The organism is Microbulbifer sp. JSM ZJ756 (assembly GCF_044383805.1).
Taxonomy (GTDB): Bacteria; Pseudomonadota; Gammaproteobacteria; order Pseudomonadales; family Cellvibrionaceae; genus Microbulbifer; species Microbulbifer zhoushanensis.
In genome coordinates, this window is sequence record NZ_JBISER010000005.1 from 21,189 (window position 1) to 39,763 (window position 18,575).

The window sequence follows — 18,575 nt, forward strand, 5'->3', positions numbered from 1 at the left end:
ATCAGCTGGCGGGCAAAGTACAGTCAGCGCGGCCGGGTGCTATTGAGACGACTCAGTGATGATGGTGGTGTCCGCCACCATCCTCCTTGGAAGGGGCCGGGGATTCCATATTGGCGTGGGCGCCGTGCCCTCCGTGGGGCAGGCCACCCCAGATGGTCCAGACGCCAAACAGCAGGATCAGGCCGGCAAATACCAGGCGCACCGACGGCCGCTGCACCAGCCCCCGCACCCGTGCCGCCGCCGCACCACTCGCCACCACCGCCGGCACTGTACCCAGCCCGAAGGCAAACATTGCCAATGCCGCGCGCAGGGCACTGCCCTGGGCCAGGGCAAATGTGAGCGCGCTGTAGACCAGCCCGCAGGGCAACCAGCCCCACAGGGATCCCAGGGCCATTGCCTGGGGCGTGGAGCGCACCGGCAGCAGGCGTGCGGACAGCGGCTGGACATGGCGCCAAAGGCGCGCACCACCCTTTTCCAGCCACACAAGCCCGCGCCACCAGCCGGCCACGTACAGCGCCATGGCAATCAGCATTATCCCCGCGAACACCCGCAGCGGTCCCAGTGCAGGCAGCACCACTGCGCCCAGTGCCCCTGCCAGCGCCCCCATCAGCGCATAACTGGCCAGGCGACCTGCCGAGTAGCCCAGCAGCCGGCTCCAGGCTGGCTGGCCACCGGGTACGGCCATCCCCAGCGCACCGGAAATACCGCCACACATGCCAATGCAGTGGCTGCTACCCAGGAAACCGATTGCCAGGGCCGCCGCCAGGAACCCCCATTCTCCCGTCAACGTCCGGACTCCTTATCGCTTTCCGGCTGCCTGTCGGGCTCTGCGGGCACCCGGTTCGGGTCGAGCGGGTCGTCGTCATCAAACAGGATGCGTCGCCCCTCGGTCTCCAGGTCGTCGTACTGGCCATTGTTGACCGCCCAGAAATACAGTTTTACCGCGACAGTCACGAATACGATGGCGATGGGAATCAGGTAGTACAGGCTGTCCATTGGTTTACCTCGCGCTGTCCATCACAGCTTCAGGCCCAACCCGGGCGCCCACCGCCGGGGGTTGCCACCCGGACAGGCGCAGCGCGTTGAGCACCACAATCAGCGAGCTGGCCGACATGCCCAGGGCCGCCACCCAGGGCGGCACCAGGCCACAGACGGCCAGCGGCAATGCCAGGGCATTGTAACCCAGCGCCCATGCCAGGTTCTGGCGCACAATGCGCCGGCATTGGAGTGCCAGCTCCAGTGCCTGTGGCAGCACCTGCAGGTCGCCCCGCAGCAGGATGGCATCGGCACGGGACTGGGCCAGGTCGGCGGCGGACATCAGCGCCACCGAGGCATCCGCGCCGGAGAGTACTGGCACATCATTGAGCCCGTCCCCAACCATGAGTACGCGCTCGCCGGCGCGTTGCAATTCATGCACCCGCTCCAGCTTGTCCTCGGGGGCAGCACCCGCACGGTGCTCATCGATACCTGCCGCACCGGCCACGCGGGCCACCTCTGCCGACTGGTCGCCACTCAGTAACTCCACATCCAGGCCCCGGCTTCCCAGTGCCGCCACAGCCGGCGCAGCCGAGGCGCGCAGGCGATCGCCGATGGCGATCCAGGCGATGGCGCCAGTGTTATCCCCAAGCAACAACCACTGACCCTCTCTCCCCGGCGGTTCCTCACCCCGTCCGGCAAAATCGGCGCGCCCCAGGCGCAGCCGCTGGCCGCCCACAATGCCCTCCAGGCCGCGCCCGGTGTGAACCTGTACACCAGAGGCCACAGCGTTGCCCCGCCAGGCACGAAATGCCCGGGCCAGCGGGTGATTACTGTGGGATTCCAGTGCCGCCGCCACATCCCGCACCCGCTGCGCATCCCAGTCGTCGCGCCGGCATTGGATATCCAGCACGCGGGGCTCCCCGCGGGTCAGGGTACCGGTCTTGTCGAAGACCACCCGGCTGATGCGCGGCAGCGTCTCCAGCAGCCCGCCGCCCGCTACCAGCAGTCCCAGCTGCTGCAACCGCAGAGTCGCCGCGGCCAGCGCCGCCGGCGTGGCCAGGGACAGCGCACAGGGACAGGTCACCACCAGTACCGACAGGGCAATCCAGAATGCCCGCTCCGGTTCCACCTGCCACCAGAACAGGAAGGCGCCGCCGGCTGCCAGCAACACTGCTGCCACGAACCAGCCCGCAACCCGGTCTGCCAACGCCACCTGGTGCGGCTTTTCCAGCTGGGCCCGCTCCACCAGTCGCTCGATCGCCGACAGGCGCGTCGACTCCCCGGCGGCAGTGACCCGCACCACCAGTGAGGAGTCGCCATTCACACTGCCGGCGTATACGCGACTGCCGGCCTGTTTCGCCTGTAACGCGGACTCGCCGCTGAGCAGGGATTCATCCACGCCGCTGCAGCCCTCCAGCACCTCTCCGTCAGCCGGGATGGTATCGCCCGGGCGCAGCAGGATGCGGTCATCCGGGTGCAGCGCGGTAACTGGAACCTGGATCTCGGTATCACCATCGAGCCGGGTGGCGGTAATCGGCAGTAGCTGCGCCAGGCCACCGCTGGCGAGCCCGGCACGGTGGCGCGCACGCATCTCGATCGTGCGCCCCAGCAGCAGGAAGAAGGTAAACATCGAGATGGACTCGAAGTACACCTCTCCCGTATTGAATACGGTGGCATAAAGGCTGGAGACGTAGGCGAGGCCGATAGCCAGGGACACCGGTACGTCCATGCTCAGGTGGCGGTTGCGCAGGCTGCGCCAGGCGCCACGGAAAAAAGGTTGTGCGGCAAACAGGACCACCGGGGTCGCCACCAGCAGTGACACCCAGCGGAAATACCGTTCCATCTCCGCCTCGATCCCGGAGCTGCCACCGAAATAGAGGGCGATGGCGAACATCATCACCTGCATGGTGCCCAGCCCCGCAACGCCCAGGCGCCGCAGGGCGGTGCGGCGTTCACGCAGGAGTAACTGCTCACTGCCGGCAGCGGTGGCCGGTGCCGGCCGGTAGCCGATATCCGCCAGTGCCGCAAAAAGCGATGAGGGAGTCACCTGGCCAGGGTCGAAAACCAGCTGCGCGCGATGGGTACTGGCATTGACCGACACCTTCTCCACGCCGGGAATGGCACCCAGGTGCTGTTCGATCAACCACACGCAGGCCGCACAAGTGATTCCACCCACCAGCAGGCTGGCCACCCGGCGGCCGTCCTCCCAGTCGCGTACAAACTCACGCTGTACTTCGGGCAGGTCATAGGCGGACCAGCGATCTGCCGGGGGCGCGGTTTCGGGGCGCTCACTGCTGGCATCGCGGTAGCGATAGAAATTATCCAGTCCCCCGGCGGCGATGGCGCCGGCCACGGCCTCACAGCCGGGGCAGCACATGGGCTGTTCGCTGCCGTTGATCACCACCGAGTGACGGCTGCCGGCGGGCACCGGCAGGCCGCAATGGAAGCAGGATCGGGCGGTCATCAGCGGGCGGGAGTCAGGGGGGCGGCATCCCCGAGGTCAAAATTGATCTCCCCCTTCAGGCGCCACTCCGCCTGCAGGTGCTGGCCGGGATCGGTTTCGGGCATCAGGCGCAGGTACCAGCGGTGTTTCAGCGGCTCTGGCAGGCTGGCGCGGTAGCGCCCCGGCGAGACAGCCTCCAGTAGGATGTGGCGGTCCATATCCGCTTCCACCGGATGGCTCAGGGTAAGCAGCAACTGTTCCGGATACTCCAGGTCACCGTTCAGCTCCAGAGTCACCAGCTGATCGCCACTGGCAAATTTCACCAGGCCGGCCAGGCCCAGCGCTTGCGCGCGGCGATCCTGCTCCTCGCTGAAGTGATACATGCGGCTGTCTTTGTAGTAGGTATCGCTGACAGTGTCGTCAGCGAACCGCACCGCAATGGAAACGAAAACAGTGGAGGCAATCACCACCAGGATCAGGGGCGCCAGCACCATCCACGCCCACGGCTCGCGATACCAGGGACGGGGAGAGGATTTCGGGGAATGTTCAGTCACGTTCACGCTCATGTTGAATCAGGAAATACTGCCGGTCTTCCCGACCTGGGCCCGCAATATCAGGGTTTACTGCTTGGGGCCGATAAAGACAGTGCGGTGCCGGTCAACCAGTTCCGGCTTGTCCACCGCCTGCACGATAATCGAGATACTGTGCTTGGTTTCGGTGAGCTGCTCCTTGGGGACGCTCACGCGGATGGGCACCGAATAGATCTCGCCTTCCTGCAGGTAAATCTCCCGCGGCATTCGCAGGGAGTAATCGTACCCTTCCTCGCCCTCGACGCGAATGGTGAATTCGTGACCGGCGCGGTCCATGTTGTTGATTTTGACCGTATAGACATTCTGGATATCGCCGCGGTATTCACGGTACATCCGGGCACCGCGATCGCGCAGGACTTCCGCCTCGATCGGGCTGCGGGTCACCACCTGCTGGGTAAAGAGGCCGATCATGGCCAGCAGGACAAAGGCATAGCCGAACAGCCGCGGGCGGAAGTAATTGGTCTTGCCGGTCTCCAGCTCATCCTCGGAAGTGAAGCGGATCAACCCCCTGGGATAGCCCATCTTGTCCATTACGCTGTTGCAGGCATCCACACACAGGCCGCAGTTGATGCACTCGTACTGCATGCCATCGCGGATATCGATATCCACCGGGCAGACCTGGACACACCAGTAGCAGTCAATGCAGTCGCCCATACCCTCGGCCTTGTAGTCGACGCCCTTCTTGCGCGGGCCACGGACCTCGCCGCGGTCGGCATCGTAGTACACCGCCAGGGTGTCCTTGTCGTACATCACCGACTGGAAACGGGCATAGGGGCACATGTATTTGCACACCTGCTCGCGCATAAAACCGGCATTGAAATAGGTAGCCAGGGTAAAGAAGGCGGTCCAGAACACGCCCTGTGGATGGGCACTGAAATTGGCCAGGTCCACAACCAGGTCGCGGATACCGTAGAAATACCCCACAAATGCCAGCGCCGTGGCAAACGAGATCAACAGCCAGATAAGGTGGGTCCCGCCCTTGCGCAGCACCTTCTCCACCCCCCAGGGAGCGGCATCCAGTTTCATCCGCTTGCTGCGGTCGCCCTGGCAGATCCGCTCGCCCCACATGAACATCATGGTCCAGACCGTCTGCGGGCAGGTGAAACCGCACCACACCCGGCCGAGCCAGGTGGTGACCGCAAACAATGCAAACGCGGCAATGATCAGCAGCCAGGCCAGCAGGAAGCCGTCCTGGGGACCGAATGTGCTCCAGAGAATATGGAACTTTCGCTCTGGCAGGTCAAAGTGGACCGCCTGGCGCCCCTCGATGTTCAGCCACGGGATAAAGAAGAACGCGGCCAGCAACGGCAGGCCGGTATATTTGCGCACGCGGGTAAAGAAACCGCGGATATGGCGGGTGTAAACTTTGTCTTCGGACTCGTAGAGCATGCGATAGCGGACTTCGCCATCACCTTCCTGCTCTTCCCTGGTCGGTATCAGATCGCTCACGGAACCTCACTTATACCCGGATGCCTGGGTGGACGGGCACTCTGGTCTGGTAACAAACGATGAGGCTTTTCTTTTTCGTCCCTGTGGCGCCCGAGTCCTGAATATGCCCCGCGCGGAGGCGGGGCTGGATTATGGTTACTTGGTAGTTATTGCGCCGCTTCCTGCTGGCGTGACAGGCTGTAGACATAGGCCGCCACCAGGCGGATCTTGTCTTCGCGCAGCTTGTCTTTCTGGGCGGGCATCTGGTTGCTGCGGCCACCCCGGACAGTGTGCTGGATCTGCTCGCGGCTGCTGCCGTAGAGCCAGATATTGTCGGTCAGGTTGGGAGCGCCCAGGGCCTGGTTGCCCTTGCCGTCCATACCGTGACAGGCCATGCAGACGGTGCCGAACACCTGCTTGCCAGCCGCTGCCATTTCGGCGTTGTGCTCGAGACCATTCATGGACAGAACATACTCGGTCACATTCTTGACGCCCTCTTCGCCGATGATCGGGCCCTGCGGCGGCATCATGCCCTGGCGCCCCTTGTACAGGGTCTCCAGGATTTTCTCGGGCGTACCGCCATACAGCCAGGCTTCGTCAGTCAGGTTGGGGAAACCGTAGTTACCGCCACCGTCCGCGCCATGGCAGACCGCGCAGTTGTTGGCAAAAATACGGGCGCCCATCTTCAGCGCCTCGCGGTTGTCGGCGATCTGCTCGATGGGCATTTCAGCGTACTTGCCGAAGGTTTCGTCAAACCGCTCGAGGGCTTTTTCCTGGCTGTTTTCCAGTTCGCCCACGGAAGTCCAGCCGCTTACGCCCTTGAAGTTACCCATGCCCGGGTAAACCACCAGGTACAGGGCAGAGAACACCAGGGTGCCCACAAACATCAGGAACCACCAGCGCGGCAGCGGGTTATCGTACTCCTCGATGCCGTCATAGACGTGGCCGGTAGTCTGGTTACCCGGCTCCTGCTGGTCATCCACCGCCACCTTGCGGTTGGCAAACAGTACCCAGATCACCAGTGCCAGGTTGGCGAGCGTGAGCACAATTACCCAAATACTCCAGAAAGTACTCATTTTTCGTCCTGCCCCTTGTTCTTGTCTGCGGGTGCTGAACCGGCATCGCCCCGGTTCACAGCCGCCGAATTCTCTTCAGTGTCTTTATCGTCTGCCGCCTCAGCCGAGCGCTGCGACAGCTCTTCGTCAGCAAACGGTAGCTTGGCATCCTCCTCGAAGCGCTTGCGACGCTTCGGGGAGAAGGCCCACCAGCACACTGCCAGGAAGGCCACCGCGCCCAGTACAACAGCAATCTGACGCAAAATATCCATAGCAATTACCGCCCTTCCGTTAGCGCTTCTGCTGTACCAGCACCCCGAGTTGCTGCAGGTAAGCCACAAGGGCATCGATTTCCTTTACGCGACCGCCAACAAACGGCTCGCTTGCCTTGGCGATGTCCTCATCGGTGTAGGGCACGCCCACGGCGCGCATGGCACGCATCTTGGCAGCGGTCTGGTCACCGGTGACGACATTGTCGAACAGCCAGGGGAAGGCCGGCATATTGGACTCGGGCACCACGTTGCGCGGGTTGTACAGATGCGCGCGGTGCCATTCGTCGGAATAGCGGCCGCCCACGCGCGCCAGGTCCGGCCCGGTGCGCTTGGAGCCCCACAGGAACGGGTGCTCGTAGACGTACTCCTGTGACATGGAGTAGTGGCCGTAACGCTCAACCTCGGCGCGCAGCGGCCGCACCATCTGGGTGTGGCAGACGTGGCAGCCCTCACGGATGTAGATGTCGCGCCCTTCCAGCACTACCGGGCTCCAGGGCTCCAGGCCCTCGATCGGCTCGTTGTTGGCCTTGATAAAGAACTGCGGGACGATCTCAACAAGCGCGCCGAAACTGATGGCGACACAAATGAGGACCACCATCAGACCGATATTTTTTTCTACGATGTCATGGTTTTTCACGATCTGGCCTCCTTATGCTGTCTGCGCGTGCGGCACGATGTTGTCTTCACGGGCGGCGTTCTCTTTGTCCGTCACCGTGCGGAACACGTTGTAGGCCATCAGCAGCATGCCAAGCAGGAAGAAGCCACCACCGATAAAGCGCACCACATAGCCCGGGTAGCTGGCGATCACGCTCTCGACAAAGCTGTAGGTCAGGGTGCCGTCGGCATTGAAGGCGCGCCACATCAGGCCCTGGGTGATGCCGTTTACCCACATGGCGGCGATGTACAGCACGGTGCCCACAGTGGCCAGCCAGAAGTGCGCGTTGATCAGCTTCACGCTGTACATCTGCTTGCGCCCGAACAGCACCGGCACCAGGTGGTACAGGGCACCGATGGAGATCATGGCAACCCAGCCCAGGGCGCCGGAATGTACGTGGCCCACGGTCCAGTCGGTATTGTGGGACAGGGCATTCACGGTCTTGATGGACATCATGGGGCCTTCGAAGGTGGACATGCCGTAGAAGGACAGGGATACCACCAGGAAGCGCAGGGTCGGGTCAGTGCGCAATTTATGCCAGGCACCGGACAGGGTCATGATGCCGTTGATCATGCCGCCCCAGGAGGGCGCCAGCAGGATCACGGACATGATCATCGCCAGGCTCTGGGTCCAGTCAGGCAGCGCCGAGTAATGCAGGTGGTGACCACCGGCCCAGACGTAAATGGAGATCAGTGCCCAGAAGTGCACGATGGACAGCTGGTAGGAATATACCGGGCGGCCCGCCTGCTTGGGCACGAAGTAATACATGATGCCGAGGAAAGCCGCGGTCAGGAAGAAGCCCACCGCGTTATGGCCGTACCACCACTGGATCATCGCGTCGGTCGTGCCCGAGAACATCGAATAAGCCATGAACGGCGCATAGGGAATCGCCAGGTTATTGATGATGTGCAGCACGGCGATTGTGATGATGTAGGCGCCGAAGAACCAGTTGGCCACGTAGATGTGCGAGGTGCGGCGCTTGGCTATGGTGCCGAAGAATACCAGCGCGTAGGCGACCCAGATCAATGCAATGAGGATGTCCAGCGGCCACTGCAGCTCGGCATACTCCTTCGCGGAAGTCAGCCCCATCGGCAGGGTAATCGCAGCCCCGACGATCACAACCTGCCAGCCCCAGAAGGTAAACGGCACCAGCCAGCCACCCCACAGCGGGGTCTGGCAGGTGCGCTGTACCACGTAATAGGAGGTTGCGAACAATACACTGCCGCCGAAGGCGAAGATCACCGCGTTGGTGTGCAGGGGACGCAGGCGCCCGAAGTGGGTGAACGGCTGGAACAGGTCGTTCAGCGCCGGCCATGCCAGCTGGGCAGCAATGAGCACACCCACCCCCATTCCAACGATACCCCAGACCACCGACATGATGGTGAACTGGCGCACGATCTTGTAGTCATAGGCTGGCACCGGGCCAGTCCTTACCACGCTTGTCGTCATTGTGTTACTTCCATTGCTTTATTGAATTAAATTCCAATAAACGAGCGCAGGCCCGCCCCTCGGTTACTCGGCTCCATCCCTACACGATAGACAGAGCCCGCCAGCAGGCGACGATTTAAACGCATCATTCGCCCGCCAAACTTGATTTAGATCAAGTCGCGCCCCTTGCCCGCGGCAATCCGCAACCGCAGGGCATTGAGTTTGATGAAGCCTTCGGCATCTTTCTGGTCGTAGGCCCCGGCGTCATCCTCGAAAGTGGCAATGCGCTCATCGAACAGGCTGTCGGCAGAGCGCCGGCCCACGGCGGACACACTGCCCTTGTACAGTTTCAGGCGCACTTCGCCATTCACCACCGCCTGCGACTCGTCGATAGCCGCCTGCAGCATGCGGCGTTCCGGGGACCACCAGTAGCCGTTGTAGATCAGCTTGGCATAGCGCGGCATCAGCTCGTCTTTCATATGCGCCACCTCCCGGTCCAGGGTGATGGACTCAATGGCGCGGTGCGCCTTGAGCAGGATGGTGCCGCCGGGAGTCTCGTAGCAGCCGCGGGATTTCATGCCCACATAGCGGTTCTCAACGATGTCCAGCCGGCCGATGCCGTTGGCGCCGCCCAGCTTGTTCAGGCGCTCGAGCATGGTCGCCGGGCTCAGGCGCTCGCCGTCGATCGCGACCGGGTCGCCGTTCTCGAACTCCAGGGTGATGTAAGTCGGGATATCCGGCGCCGCTTCCGGGCTGACACTCCAGCGCCACATGTCCTCTTCCGCCTCGGCCCACGGGTCCTCGAGGATGCCGCCCTCGTAAGAGATATGCAGCAGGTTGGCGTCCATGGAGTAAGGGGACTTTTTCTTCTTGCCGGAAAAATCCACGGGAATATTGTGCTGCTCGCAATACTGCATCAGCTTGTCGCGGGAATTGAGGTCCCACTCGCGCCACGGGGCAATCACCTGGATGCCGGGCTTGAGTGCGTAGGCGCCGAGCTCGAAGCGAACCTGGTCGTTGCCCTTGCCGGTGGCGCCGTGGGAGATGGCATCGGCGCCGGTCTCATTGGCGATCTCGATCAGGCGCTTGGCAATCAGCGGGCGGGCGATGGAGGTACCCAGTAGGTACTCACCCTCATAGATGGTGTTGGCGCGAAACATGGGGAAGACGAAATCCCGCACATACTCCTCGCGCAGGTCGTCGATATAGATTTCCTTGACGCCCAGCGCCTCAGCCTTGGCCCGCGCCGGCTCGACCTCTTCCCCCTGGCCGATGTCGGCAGTGAAGGTCACCACCTCGCAATCGTAGGTCTCCTGCAGCCATCGAACGATTACCGATGTATCCAGTCCGCCGGAATATGCCAGTACAACCTTATCGATCTTGCTCATTGCGTTCCTCAGCCAGGAGTGATGCCAGCACCATAAACAGGCCCGCAGGGCAGCAATCCGCGCCGCGAAAACGTGTTGATGGTGTGTTTCTGGGGGGAGTTGTTATTAGAAGTGCGCCCAGGTACGACGGTCCCGCCGCCGTATTCGGGGCGCGATTGTAGCGCCTCAGGCCGCGATCGACTAGCACCTATGCTGATCTCACTGCATTAAGATACAACACTGATTATTTTTTAAGCAGGCGGCGCCGTCGCAATTTCCCGGCGGTTCGGTTAGCATCGGCGCCCCAACAGCCCTGAGACAGATATCCCGCGGTACAGCCCCATGGAAAAACTCACTCTTCGCGCCCCCGATGACTGGCATATCCACCTGCGCGATGGCGACGCCCTGGAGCGCACTGTCGGCGACGCCGCGCGCCAGTTCCGCCGCGCCATCGTGATGCCCAACCTGGTGCCGCCGGTGGTCGATGCCGAGGACGCCCTCTTCTACCAGCTCCGTATCCGCGAGCAGATACCGGCAGGCAACCCGTTCGAGCCGCTGATGGTGATCTACCTCACCGACAAGACCGATGCGGAGGTCATCCAGCTGGCGCACAAGGCGGGCGTGGTTGCCGCCAAGCTGTACCCGGCCGGGGCAACCACCAACTCGGACTCCGGCGTGACCGATATCACCAATATCTACCCGGCGCTGGAAGCCATGCAGGAATGCGGTATGAAGCTGCTGCTGCACGGCGAGGTCACCACCAGTGATATCGATATCTTCGACCGCGAACAGGTCTTTATCGAGAAGATCCTCTCCCGGGTAGTGGAGGACTTCCCCGCCCTGCGCATCGTGCTGGAACATATCACCACGGCCAATGCGGCGGAGTTCGTGGGCAAGGCGCGCGACGGTGTCGCCGCCACCATCACCGCCCATCACCTGTTGTATAACCGCAATCATATGCTGGTGGGCGGCATCCGCCCCCACTACTATTGCCTGCCAATCCTCAAGCGCGGCTACCACCAGTCCGCGCTGATCGAGGCGGCCACCAGCGGCAACCCGAAGTTTTTCCTCGGCACCGACTCCGCCCCCCACGCCCAGGACAAGAAAGAGACTGCCTGTGGCTGTGCCGGTTGCTACACCGCTTTCAGCGCCATCGAGCTCTACGCCGAGGTATTCGAGCGGGCCGGGAAGCTCGACCGGCTCGAGGCCTTTGCCAGCGAGTTCGGCCCCGACTTCTACGGCCTGCCGCGCAACCAGGACACCATCACGCTGGTCCGCGAACCCTGGCAGCTGCCGGCGAGCCTGGCGATGGGCAGTGAGCAGCTGGTCCCATTGGCCGCGGGCGAGACCCTGAACTGGCGGCTGGCGTAATCGCCCGGCCACCGGAAAGGCATCCGTACCGTCACAACAATATATGAAGGCCCGGGTGCCGGGGGGCCAATTGTGAGACGATTGCCGGTGAGGCCGTCGAGCAAACGGCCACCGACACCCGGGCCAGCCCAGAAAACCAAGTAATAGCGATTAAGGAGTCCCAGTGACCCCCGCCGAAGAACCCACCGGACCAAAAAGCCTGCTGGCCCAGCGATTCCGCGGATTCCTGCCCGTTGTGGTGGATCTGGAAAGCGGTGGATTCAACAACAGTACCGATGCCCTGCTGGAGATCTCGGCAGTCATCCTGGACATGGATGAGGATGGTCACCTGTTCGCCGAAGAGACCCACAGCTTCCACCTGGAGCCCTTCGAGGGCGCCAATGTCGAGCAGTCGGCGCTGGACTTTATCGGTATCGACCTGGAATCCCCGGACCGGGATGCCTGGCCCGAGGAGATCGCCCTCCCCGAGCTGTTCCGCAAGATCCGCAAGGCGATCAAGAAACACAGCTGTACCCGCGCAGTGATGGTGGCGCACAACGCCCACTTCGACCTGGGCTTCCTTAACGCAGCGGTGGACCGCTGCGGTATCAAGCGCAACCCTTTCCACCCCTTCTCCTGTTTCGACACCGCCACCCTGGCCGGGCTTGCCTATGGCCAGACCGTGCTGGCCAAGGCCTGCCAGGTGGCAAAGATCGAGTTCGACAACAGTAGCGCCCACTCTGCCGAGTACGACGCCGAGAAAACCGCCGAACTGTTCTGCGGTATCGTCAACAAGTGGCGCGAACTGGGCGGCTGGCCGCTGCCCGATAGAGCGGCTGGCGAACCGGAGGAAGACTGATCGCGACTGCCCCCGCCCCTGTCCGCAGCCGGCGGGGGCACTCAGGGCCCCGCCTGACACTTCTTTTCGTTTCTAAACACCGCCACTCCCCCGCCCCGCATAGACTGCCCCGCTCAAGTACAAGCCAGATAGGGCAACGGGGAAGTCACCATGCGACCACTTATTCCGCTGATAGTTACCACCGCAATTCTGGGCGCAACGGGCTGCACCACCAGTTCCACTGCAAACGACCGCGCAATGCGGGAGTTCTTCAACACCCAAATCAGTGACAACGGCTCCAAGCAGTTCGAGTACACCATGCATATAAAGCCCCCGGAACGCCGGGATCGGGGCAAGGGGAAAGGCATGGGTGGCGGCAACCGGGCCGGCATGCAGGCGCGCGCTGGGGAAATCAGGGAAAAGTACGAAGAGCAGATGAACCTGACACTGCAGGAGGGCGCGCGGGCGAAACTGGCCGAGACCGGCTACTGCCCCGAGGGTTATATGGAACTGGAGCGGACCGTAACCCGGGGACGCCTGTCCCTGCGCGGGGAATGCCGGGACGGGGCCCCCGCTGAAGGCCGGGAGCAGCTCCCCAACCCGGCTGTCCCCGACCCCGGCGGCCTGCCCGAATTTGAAGCCGCCGACTGATCTTCCCGCGGCCGCAGCCTTCCGCCCCGGCGCCCCTCCGGCCTACAACCAAAGTCCCATTCCCCCCGCGACTGGACCGACCTAGTCTGGCCGGTGCACAACTCCAACAATAACGGTGAATGCGATGATGACCCCCAATCCCCGGCGCGGCACAGGCCGCGCGCTGGCGCTCGCCGCTGCGCTCTGCGCACCGGCAGCCGCGTCAGCCGGCAGCTGGCAGGAAGATGCAGCTGTCGGTGGTTTCAACAATGTCCATATCTATACCCCGGACAGCCGCTCCAGCATCGGTGATGGCAAGGCGCTGCTGATCGTGTTGCACGGCTGCGTACAGCCGATCGACAATTACCTGACCGCCAACCTCGAGGAAGCGGCCGAGGAGTTCGGCATGGTTGTAGCGGTGCCGGATGCCATGAACAAGGCGGGCTACAGCTGCTGGTCCTACTGGGAAGGTACGAAATCCCGCGGCGCCGGTGACTACAGCAACCTGATCCAGCTCGCCAACACCCTGTCTGGCGACACCGGCCGGGACATCGACCCCGACCAGGTCTATATCGCCGGCCTCTCCTCCGGCGCCAGCTTTGCCAATACCACCGCCTGCCTGGCGCCGGATGTGTTTGCCGGCGTCGGCGTCAGCGCCGGTCCCAGTATCGGCACCAGCTCCAATGGCGCGCTGGGTCCCTGCGAATCCGCCGACGTGACCAGCCGCTGCCGCACCTATGCCGGCAGCTATGCCAGCCACTTCGAAACCCAGGTGGCCTCCGTTGCCCACGGTACCGAGGACACCACTGTCAACGCCTGCTACAACGAGCAGAACGCCAGCGGCATGGCCGGCGTCTACGGCGTGGCCCAGCTGCCGGGCACCAATTCCGTGACCGAAGGTAGCCGCACCGCAGACGAGACCCTGTGGCAGGACGGGCGCGTCTCCATGCTGTGGCTGGACGGGGTGGATCACTCCTGGTCCGGTGGCGAGGGCGCCAGTGGCAGTTACATCAGTGGTGCCGGTATCAATTATGCCCGCTACCTGGGCCAGTTCTTTCTCGATAACAACCAGCGGGCCGACCGCAACCAGCCGCCGGTGGTCAGCGAGGTGGATATCTCCACCAGTGGCGACCAGGTCCTGGTCAGCGGCAACGCCAGTGACACCGACGGCATGGTAAGCGAAGTCACTGCCTCCTTCTCCACGGACTCCACCACCAGCAGTACCAGTGGCGGGGTCGATAGCAACGGTTTTTTTAGCCTGGCCAGCGCCGCGCTGACGGACGGCCTTTACCTGGTCTCCGTTACCGCCACCGACGACAGCGGCGCTGGCAGTGAACCCTATGAGGAAACCGTGCGCGTTGGCCCCGAGCCCCCGTCCGCCCCGCCCGTACTGAGCGGACTGGCGGCGGAAGTCGCCGGCCAGTGCGTCACTGTCTCGGGACAGGTGGTGGATGACAACCTGGACCTGGACACCGTGGTGGTGGCTTACTCCACCGGCGACAGCCCGGCCGCCATCACCGGCACCAGCTTCAGTGCCGAGCGCTGTGACCTGCCTGGAGGGGATGGCAGCGCTACTGTGACCGCCACCGATCTCGCCGGCCAGAGCAGCAGCGCGACAGTCAGCTTTACCGTGGATGTCGGTGTTACCGCGGACCTGGATGCCCATATCGCCGCCGGGCGCCTCGACTACACCGGCTACTCCACCTGCTACCTGGAATACAGCACGGCCCCCTTCCGGCTCGACGAGTATCCGGCAAGCGGCGGGCAATGCCAGTGGCGGGACGACGACGCCAGCTGTGTCGGCCCGCAGGTGGCCTGCTCCGGCAGCGAGACTGGTGGTGGCGGTGGGGACGATAGCGGCGACGGGCCGGACCCTTCTGCCTGCGTGGAGGAAAGCACCTATAACTACTACCACAAGACTGCGGGCCGCGCGTACAGCAGCGGGAATTACTTCTCCCCGGACTACTACGCCAATGGCACCGACGAGCCGATGCCCGGCTCCACCTGGGGCCTGAATACCCTGTCCAGTAGTGATGGCACCAGCTGGTCAGTGGGTGGCTGCCCCGGCGGCTGACCTGACCCACAAGCCAGAAAAAGCCCCGCTCAAAAGCCCGGTATTCAGCCGGGCTTTTTTATGTTGCCAATGGAAAACATCGGGGCAGGAAATGCTGCGATCTGCGCGCAACGGAGTGGCATTTGGCGAAAAGGTGATTTTTTGTGCAAACTGCTGTAGAATAGCCCGCTCACGCAGAAACCGGATAATGATTGTGGCCAAGAAATCGACTTCTGCTGCCAAGCGCAAGCAGCCAAACGCCCTTGAAACCAGCGAGAGTATCGAAGCACAGGTACAGGCCTTTCTCGCTTCCGGCGGAGAAATCCAGCAGGTCCCCAAGGGGGTAAGCGGGCAGACCAACACCTCCGGCCCCAAGCACATTACCCTGGGCAACAAGAAGCCCCGCGCCTGATTCCATCCCGCCAGGATCCCCACACAGGGATCCATTGCAGATCCTGTTGAGAAGCTTGCACGGGCGGCCGCCGGCCGCCCCGCTACAGGACCTGGTGCCTCAGGGCATTTCCTCCAGCTCAGCCCCCTCCTTCACCGGCGGCATCATGTCTTCCTTGGTGATACCCAGCGCCATCAGGATATTCGCCGACACGTAGATGGACGAGTAGGTACCCACCAGCACCCCGACCACCAGCGCCAGGGAGAAGTTGTGGATCAGCTCACCACCGAAGAACTGCAGGGCAAACAGCACCAGCAGGGTCGTCAATGATGTCATCAAGGTACGGCCCAGGGTCTGGCTCAGGGAGATGTTGATAATCTCCTCGGAATCGGCCTTGCGCACCTTGCGGAAGTTCTCGCGGATCCGGTCTGCCACCACGATGGTGTCGTTCAGCGAGTAACCGATCACCGCCAGCACCGCAGCCAGCACCGTCAGGTCGAAATCGAGCTGCAACAGCGCGAAGAAGCCCAGCACCAACACCACGTCATGGATCAGGGCTGCCACGGCACCGATCGAGAACTTGTACTGGAAGCGCAGGGCTACATAGCCCATCACCACCGCCAGTGCGAACAGCATACCCAGGCCGCCGTCGTCACGAAGCTCTTCACCGATCTGCGGCCCCACCACTTCCACGCGGCGCAGGTCAACATCACCCTCGGTATTCTGGCGCAATACGGTTACCACCTTGTCGCCAATGGACTGGGTGGCCTCCTCGTCACGGGCACTGGTCTGCACCTGCTTTTCGGTCACTTCCGGCGGCAGCTTGATCAGCAGCTCGTTGTCGGAGCCGAAACGGACCACCGTGGCGCCTTCATAGCCGGCATCGGCCAGCTGGCCGCGCACATCCTCGATCTGCGGGGCAATCTCGTAACCAACCTCCACCTGGGTACCACCGGTGAAGTCCAGGCCAAACTTGAGGCCGTTCATCGCCAGGGCGGCAATGGAGGCGACTATTGCCACGATCGACAGCGCCGCGGCCAGCTTGCGCCAGCGCATGAATTCAAACACGCGCTTGCCCATATACTCGGTAATCTTGCCTTCTTTTACTTTTGTCTCGCTCATGGTCGCCTCGTCTCCTAGATCCACAGCTTCTGTACACGGCGACCGCCGTAAAACAGGTTAATGAGTGCGCGGGTGCCCATGATGGCGCTGAACATGGAAGTCAGGATGCCGATGGACAGGGTGACCGCGAAGCCCTGTACCGGGCCGGAACCAATGGCGTACAGGATCACCGCCACGATCAGGGTGGTGATATTGGCATCCACGATGGTGCTGTAGGCGTTGTCGAAGCCGGCGCTGATTGCGGTCTGTGGTGGCATGCCATTGCGTAACTCCTCCCTTATTCGCGAGAAGATCAGCACGTTGGCGTCCACCGCCATACCCACGGTCAGCACGATACCGGCGATACCGGGCAGCGTCAGGGTGGCGCCGAGGATCGACATCACCGCCACCAGCAGTACCAGGTTAACTGCCAGGGCGATATTCGCCGCCAGGCCGAAGACCCGGTAGAAAATCAGCATAAAGATCAGCACGCCGATCAGGCCGATCTGCACCGATTTCACACCCACCTTGATGTTGTCGGCACCCAGGGACGGGCCGATTACCCGCTCCTCGACGAAATACATGGGTGCCGCCAGGGCACCGGCACGCAGCAACAGCGCCAGCTCCTGGGCCTCGGCCGGGCTGTCCAGGCCGGTGATGCGGAACTGCCGGCCCAGGGCACTCTGTACCGTGGCAAGGCTGATGATCTTCTTCACGTCGGTGCGCTTCTGCACCACGGTCTCGTTGCCCTCTGCATCCACCACCGTCTCGGGGGTGAAGCGGCTCTCGATAAACAGGGTGCCCATGCGGCGACCCACGTTCTTCCAGGTGGCACGGTGCATCAGTTCACCACCGCGGGCATCCAGGGTGATGTTCACCTGCGGGAAGCCGCTCTCGTCATAGCCCACGCGGGCATCGGTGACGCGGTCACCCTTGATGATCACCTTGCGCTCCAGCCAGGCACCACCGTAGGCCTGCCGCTGTTGCTCGCTGCGGTACTCGAAGTATTCCTTATTGGTGACCAGGGTGTCGGGCCGGGCCTCCATGCGGTATTCCAGGTTGGCGGTCTTGCCGATGATGCGCTTGGCCTCGGCAGTGTCCTGCACGCCCGGCAGCTCCACCACGATGCGGTTGCGCCCCTGGCGCTGCACGATCGGTTCCGCCACACCCAGCTCGTTCACCCGGTTACGGAGGGTGGTGAGGTTCTGGCTGACGGCGTAATCTTCCAGCTGCTTGATCTCCTGGTCCCCCAGGGTCGCCCGCACCTCCAGGTTGTCGCCGCTGCCGGCCTCGGTCAGCTGCAGCTGCGGGAATTCCTTGCGCATGGTGGAAACCGCCTTGTCACGCAGCTCCTCGGTGCGGAAGCGGGCCACGATCTCACGTTCATCCACCAGGTCAACACCACGATAGCGGGCGTCAGCGGCCCGCAGCTTGGCCTTCACATCCTGCTCATAACCTTCCATGTTGGTGCGCACGATGGTGTTGGTATCCACTTCCATCAGGAAGTGCACACCACCGGCAAGGTCCAGGCCCAGTTTCATCGGGCTGGCACCCAGGTCGCTCAGCCAGTCCGGGGTGGTGGAGGCCAGGTTCAGGGCCACCACGAAGTCGCTGTGCCCCAGGGACTCCTGGATGACACGCTTGGCGGGCAGCTGGTCTTCGACGGAATCGAGCCGCAGCAGCACCGCCTTGTCCCCCACTTCGCCACCGAAGTGCTCGATACCGGCCTCATCCAGGGCTTTCTGCGCCCTTTCCAGGACGCCCTCGCCTATCTCCATGGCGCTCGACTGGCCGGAGATCTGCACCGCCGGATCCGGTTTATAGAGGTTGGGCGCGGCGTACAGGAAGCCGAGCGCCACGACGATGAGAATCAGGAGGTACTTCCAGATGGGGTAGCGATTCATGCTGCTCTCGTTGTTGTAATGCGGCCTTGTGGGCCGGTAAAGCTGGCGATTTCGGCAGATATGCGGGCACATGCCGGGAATTGCAAGGCGGG

General features: G+C 62.9%; 17 protein-coding genes. 5 read left to right on the forward strand and 12 right to left on the reverse strand.

Features of this window, described 5'->3' with window-relative positions; all coding sequences use genetic code 11:
* Positions 1-52: 52 nt before the first annotated feature.
* The 10 genes from ACH6CX_RS09570 to ACH6CX_RS09615 all read right to left on the reverse strand — a co-directional run bounded on the left by ACH6CX_RS09570 (position 53) and on the right by ACH6CX_RS09615 (position 10,237).
* Entirely contained in the window at positions 53-787 is a 735-nt protein-coding gene (locus ACH6CX_RS09570; RefSeq protein WP_233005870.1) for a sulfite exporter TauE/SafE family protein, read from the reverse strand.
* Positions 784-996 carry a cbb3-type cytochrome oxidase assembly protein CcoS gene (gene ccoS / locus ACH6CX_RS09575; RefSeq protein WP_233005871.1) on the reverse strand — a complete coding sequence of 71 codons (213 nt, stop codon included), beginning with the start codon at positions 994-996 and terminating at the stop codon, positions 784-786. The genes ACH6CX_RS09570 and ccoS overlap by 4 nt, the downstream gene beginning before the upstream one ends.
* Positions 997-1,000: 4 nt before the next feature.
* A complete protein-coding gene (locus ACH6CX_RS09580; RefSeq protein ID WP_233005872.1) occupies positions 1,001-3,442 on the reverse strand; it encodes a heavy metal translocating P-type ATPase in 2,442 nt (813 codons plus the stop codon).
* Positions 3,442-3,975, reverse strand: coding sequence for a FixH family protein (locus ACH6CX_RS09585; RefSeq protein ID WP_233005873.1), 534 nt, complete (start codon positions 3,973-3,975; stop codon positions 3,442-3,444). Before ACH6CX_RS09585 ends, ACH6CX_RS09580 begins: the two co-directional genes overlap by 1 nt.
* A 66-nt stretch (positions 3,976-4,041) precedes the next feature.
* Entirely contained in the window at positions 4,042-5,460 is a 1,419-nt protein-coding gene (gene ccoG, locus ACH6CX_RS09590) for a cytochrome c oxidase accessory protein CcoG (RefSeq protein ID WP_233005874.1), read from the reverse strand.
* A 146-nt stretch (positions 5,461-5,606) separates the two neighbouring features.
* Entirely contained in the window at positions 5,607-6,515 is a 909-nt protein-coding gene (ccoP, locus tag ACH6CX_RS09595; protein ID WP_233005875.1) for a cytochrome-c oxidase, cbb3-type subunit III, read from the reverse strand.
* The gene (locus ACH6CX_RS09600; protein WP_233005876.1) at positions 6,512-6,766 is read right to left on the reverse strand and encodes a cbb3-type cytochrome c oxidase subunit 3; all 255 of its coding nucleotides are present in this window, start codon (positions 6,764-6,766) and stop codon (positions 6,512-6,514) included. The genes ccoP and ACH6CX_RS09600 overlap by 4 nt, the downstream gene beginning before the upstream one ends.
* A gap of 19 nt (positions 6,767-6,785) precedes the next feature.
* A complete protein-coding gene (ccoO, locus tag ACH6CX_RS09605) occupies positions 6,786-7,403 on the reverse strand; it encodes a cytochrome-c oxidase, cbb3-type subunit II (RefSeq protein WP_233005877.1) in 618 nt (205 codons plus the stop codon).
* Positions 7,404-7,415: 12 nt separating this feature from the next.
* Positions 7,416-8,870 (reverse strand): cytochrome-c oxidase, cbb3-type subunit I, encoded by a 1,455-nt coding sequence (ccoN, locus tag ACH6CX_RS09610; protein ID WP_233005878.1) that lies wholly within the window; start codon positions 8,868-8,870, stop codon positions 7,416-7,418.
* 146 nt (positions 8,871-9,016) lie between these two features.
* A complete protein-coding gene (locus ACH6CX_RS09615; protein WP_233005879.1) occupies positions 9,017-10,237 on the reverse strand; it encodes an argininosuccinate synthase in 1,221 nt (406 codons plus the stop codon).
* Between the two features lie 321 nt (positions 10,238-10,558).
* On the opposite strand from ACH6CX_RS09615, the gene pyrC reads away from it, so the two are divergent.
* From pyrC to ACH6CX_RS09640, 5 genes are all read left to right on the forward strand, one after another.
* On the forward strand, positions 10,559-11,587 hold the full coding sequence (pyrC, locus tag ACH6CX_RS09620) for a dihydroorotase (protein WP_233005880.1): 1,029 nt from the start codon (positions 10,559-10,561) through the stop codon (positions 11,585-11,587).
* Between the two features lie 163 nt (positions 11,588-11,750).
* Complete coding sequence (rnt, locus tag ACH6CX_RS09625; protein WP_233005881.1) at positions 11,751-12,425, forward strand: ribonuclease T; 675 nt, start codon at positions 11,751-11,753, stop codon at positions 12,423-12,425.
* Between the two features lie 150 nt (positions 12,426-12,575).
* Positions 12,576-13,055 (forward strand): hypothetical protein, encoded by a 480-nt coding sequence (locus tag ACH6CX_RS09630; RefSeq protein ID WP_334079062.1) that lies wholly within the window; start codon positions 12,576-12,578, stop codon positions 13,053-13,055.
* Between the two features lie 124 nt (positions 13,056-13,179).
* Entirely contained in the window at positions 13,180-15,108 is a 1,929-nt protein-coding gene (locus ACH6CX_RS09635; RefSeq protein ID WP_233005883.1) for a PHB depolymerase family esterase, read from the forward strand.
* A 187-nt stretch (positions 15,109-15,295) separates the two neighbouring features.
* The gene (locus ACH6CX_RS09640) at positions 15,296-15,499 is read left to right on the forward strand and encodes a hypothetical protein (RefSeq protein ID WP_233005884.1); all 204 of its coding nucleotides are present in this window, start codon (positions 15,296-15,298) and stop codon (positions 15,497-15,499) included.
* A gap of 99 nt (positions 15,500-15,598) precedes the next feature.
* On the opposite strand, the gene secF is transcribed toward ACH6CX_RS09640, so the two are convergent.
* Both secF and secD read right to left on the reverse strand, forming a co-directional pair.
* Complete coding sequence (gene secF, locus ACH6CX_RS09645) at positions 15,599-16,600, reverse strand: protein translocase subunit SecF (RefSeq protein WP_233005885.1); 1,002 nt, start codon at positions 16,598-16,600, stop codon at positions 15,599-15,601.
* A gap of 14 nt (positions 16,601-16,614) precedes the next feature.
* Entirely contained in the window at positions 16,615-18,483 is a 1,869-nt protein-coding gene (gene secD / locus ACH6CX_RS09650) for a protein translocase subunit SecD (RefSeq protein WP_233005886.1), read from the reverse strand.
* Between the last annotated feature and the right edge of the window lie 92 nt (positions 18,484-18,575).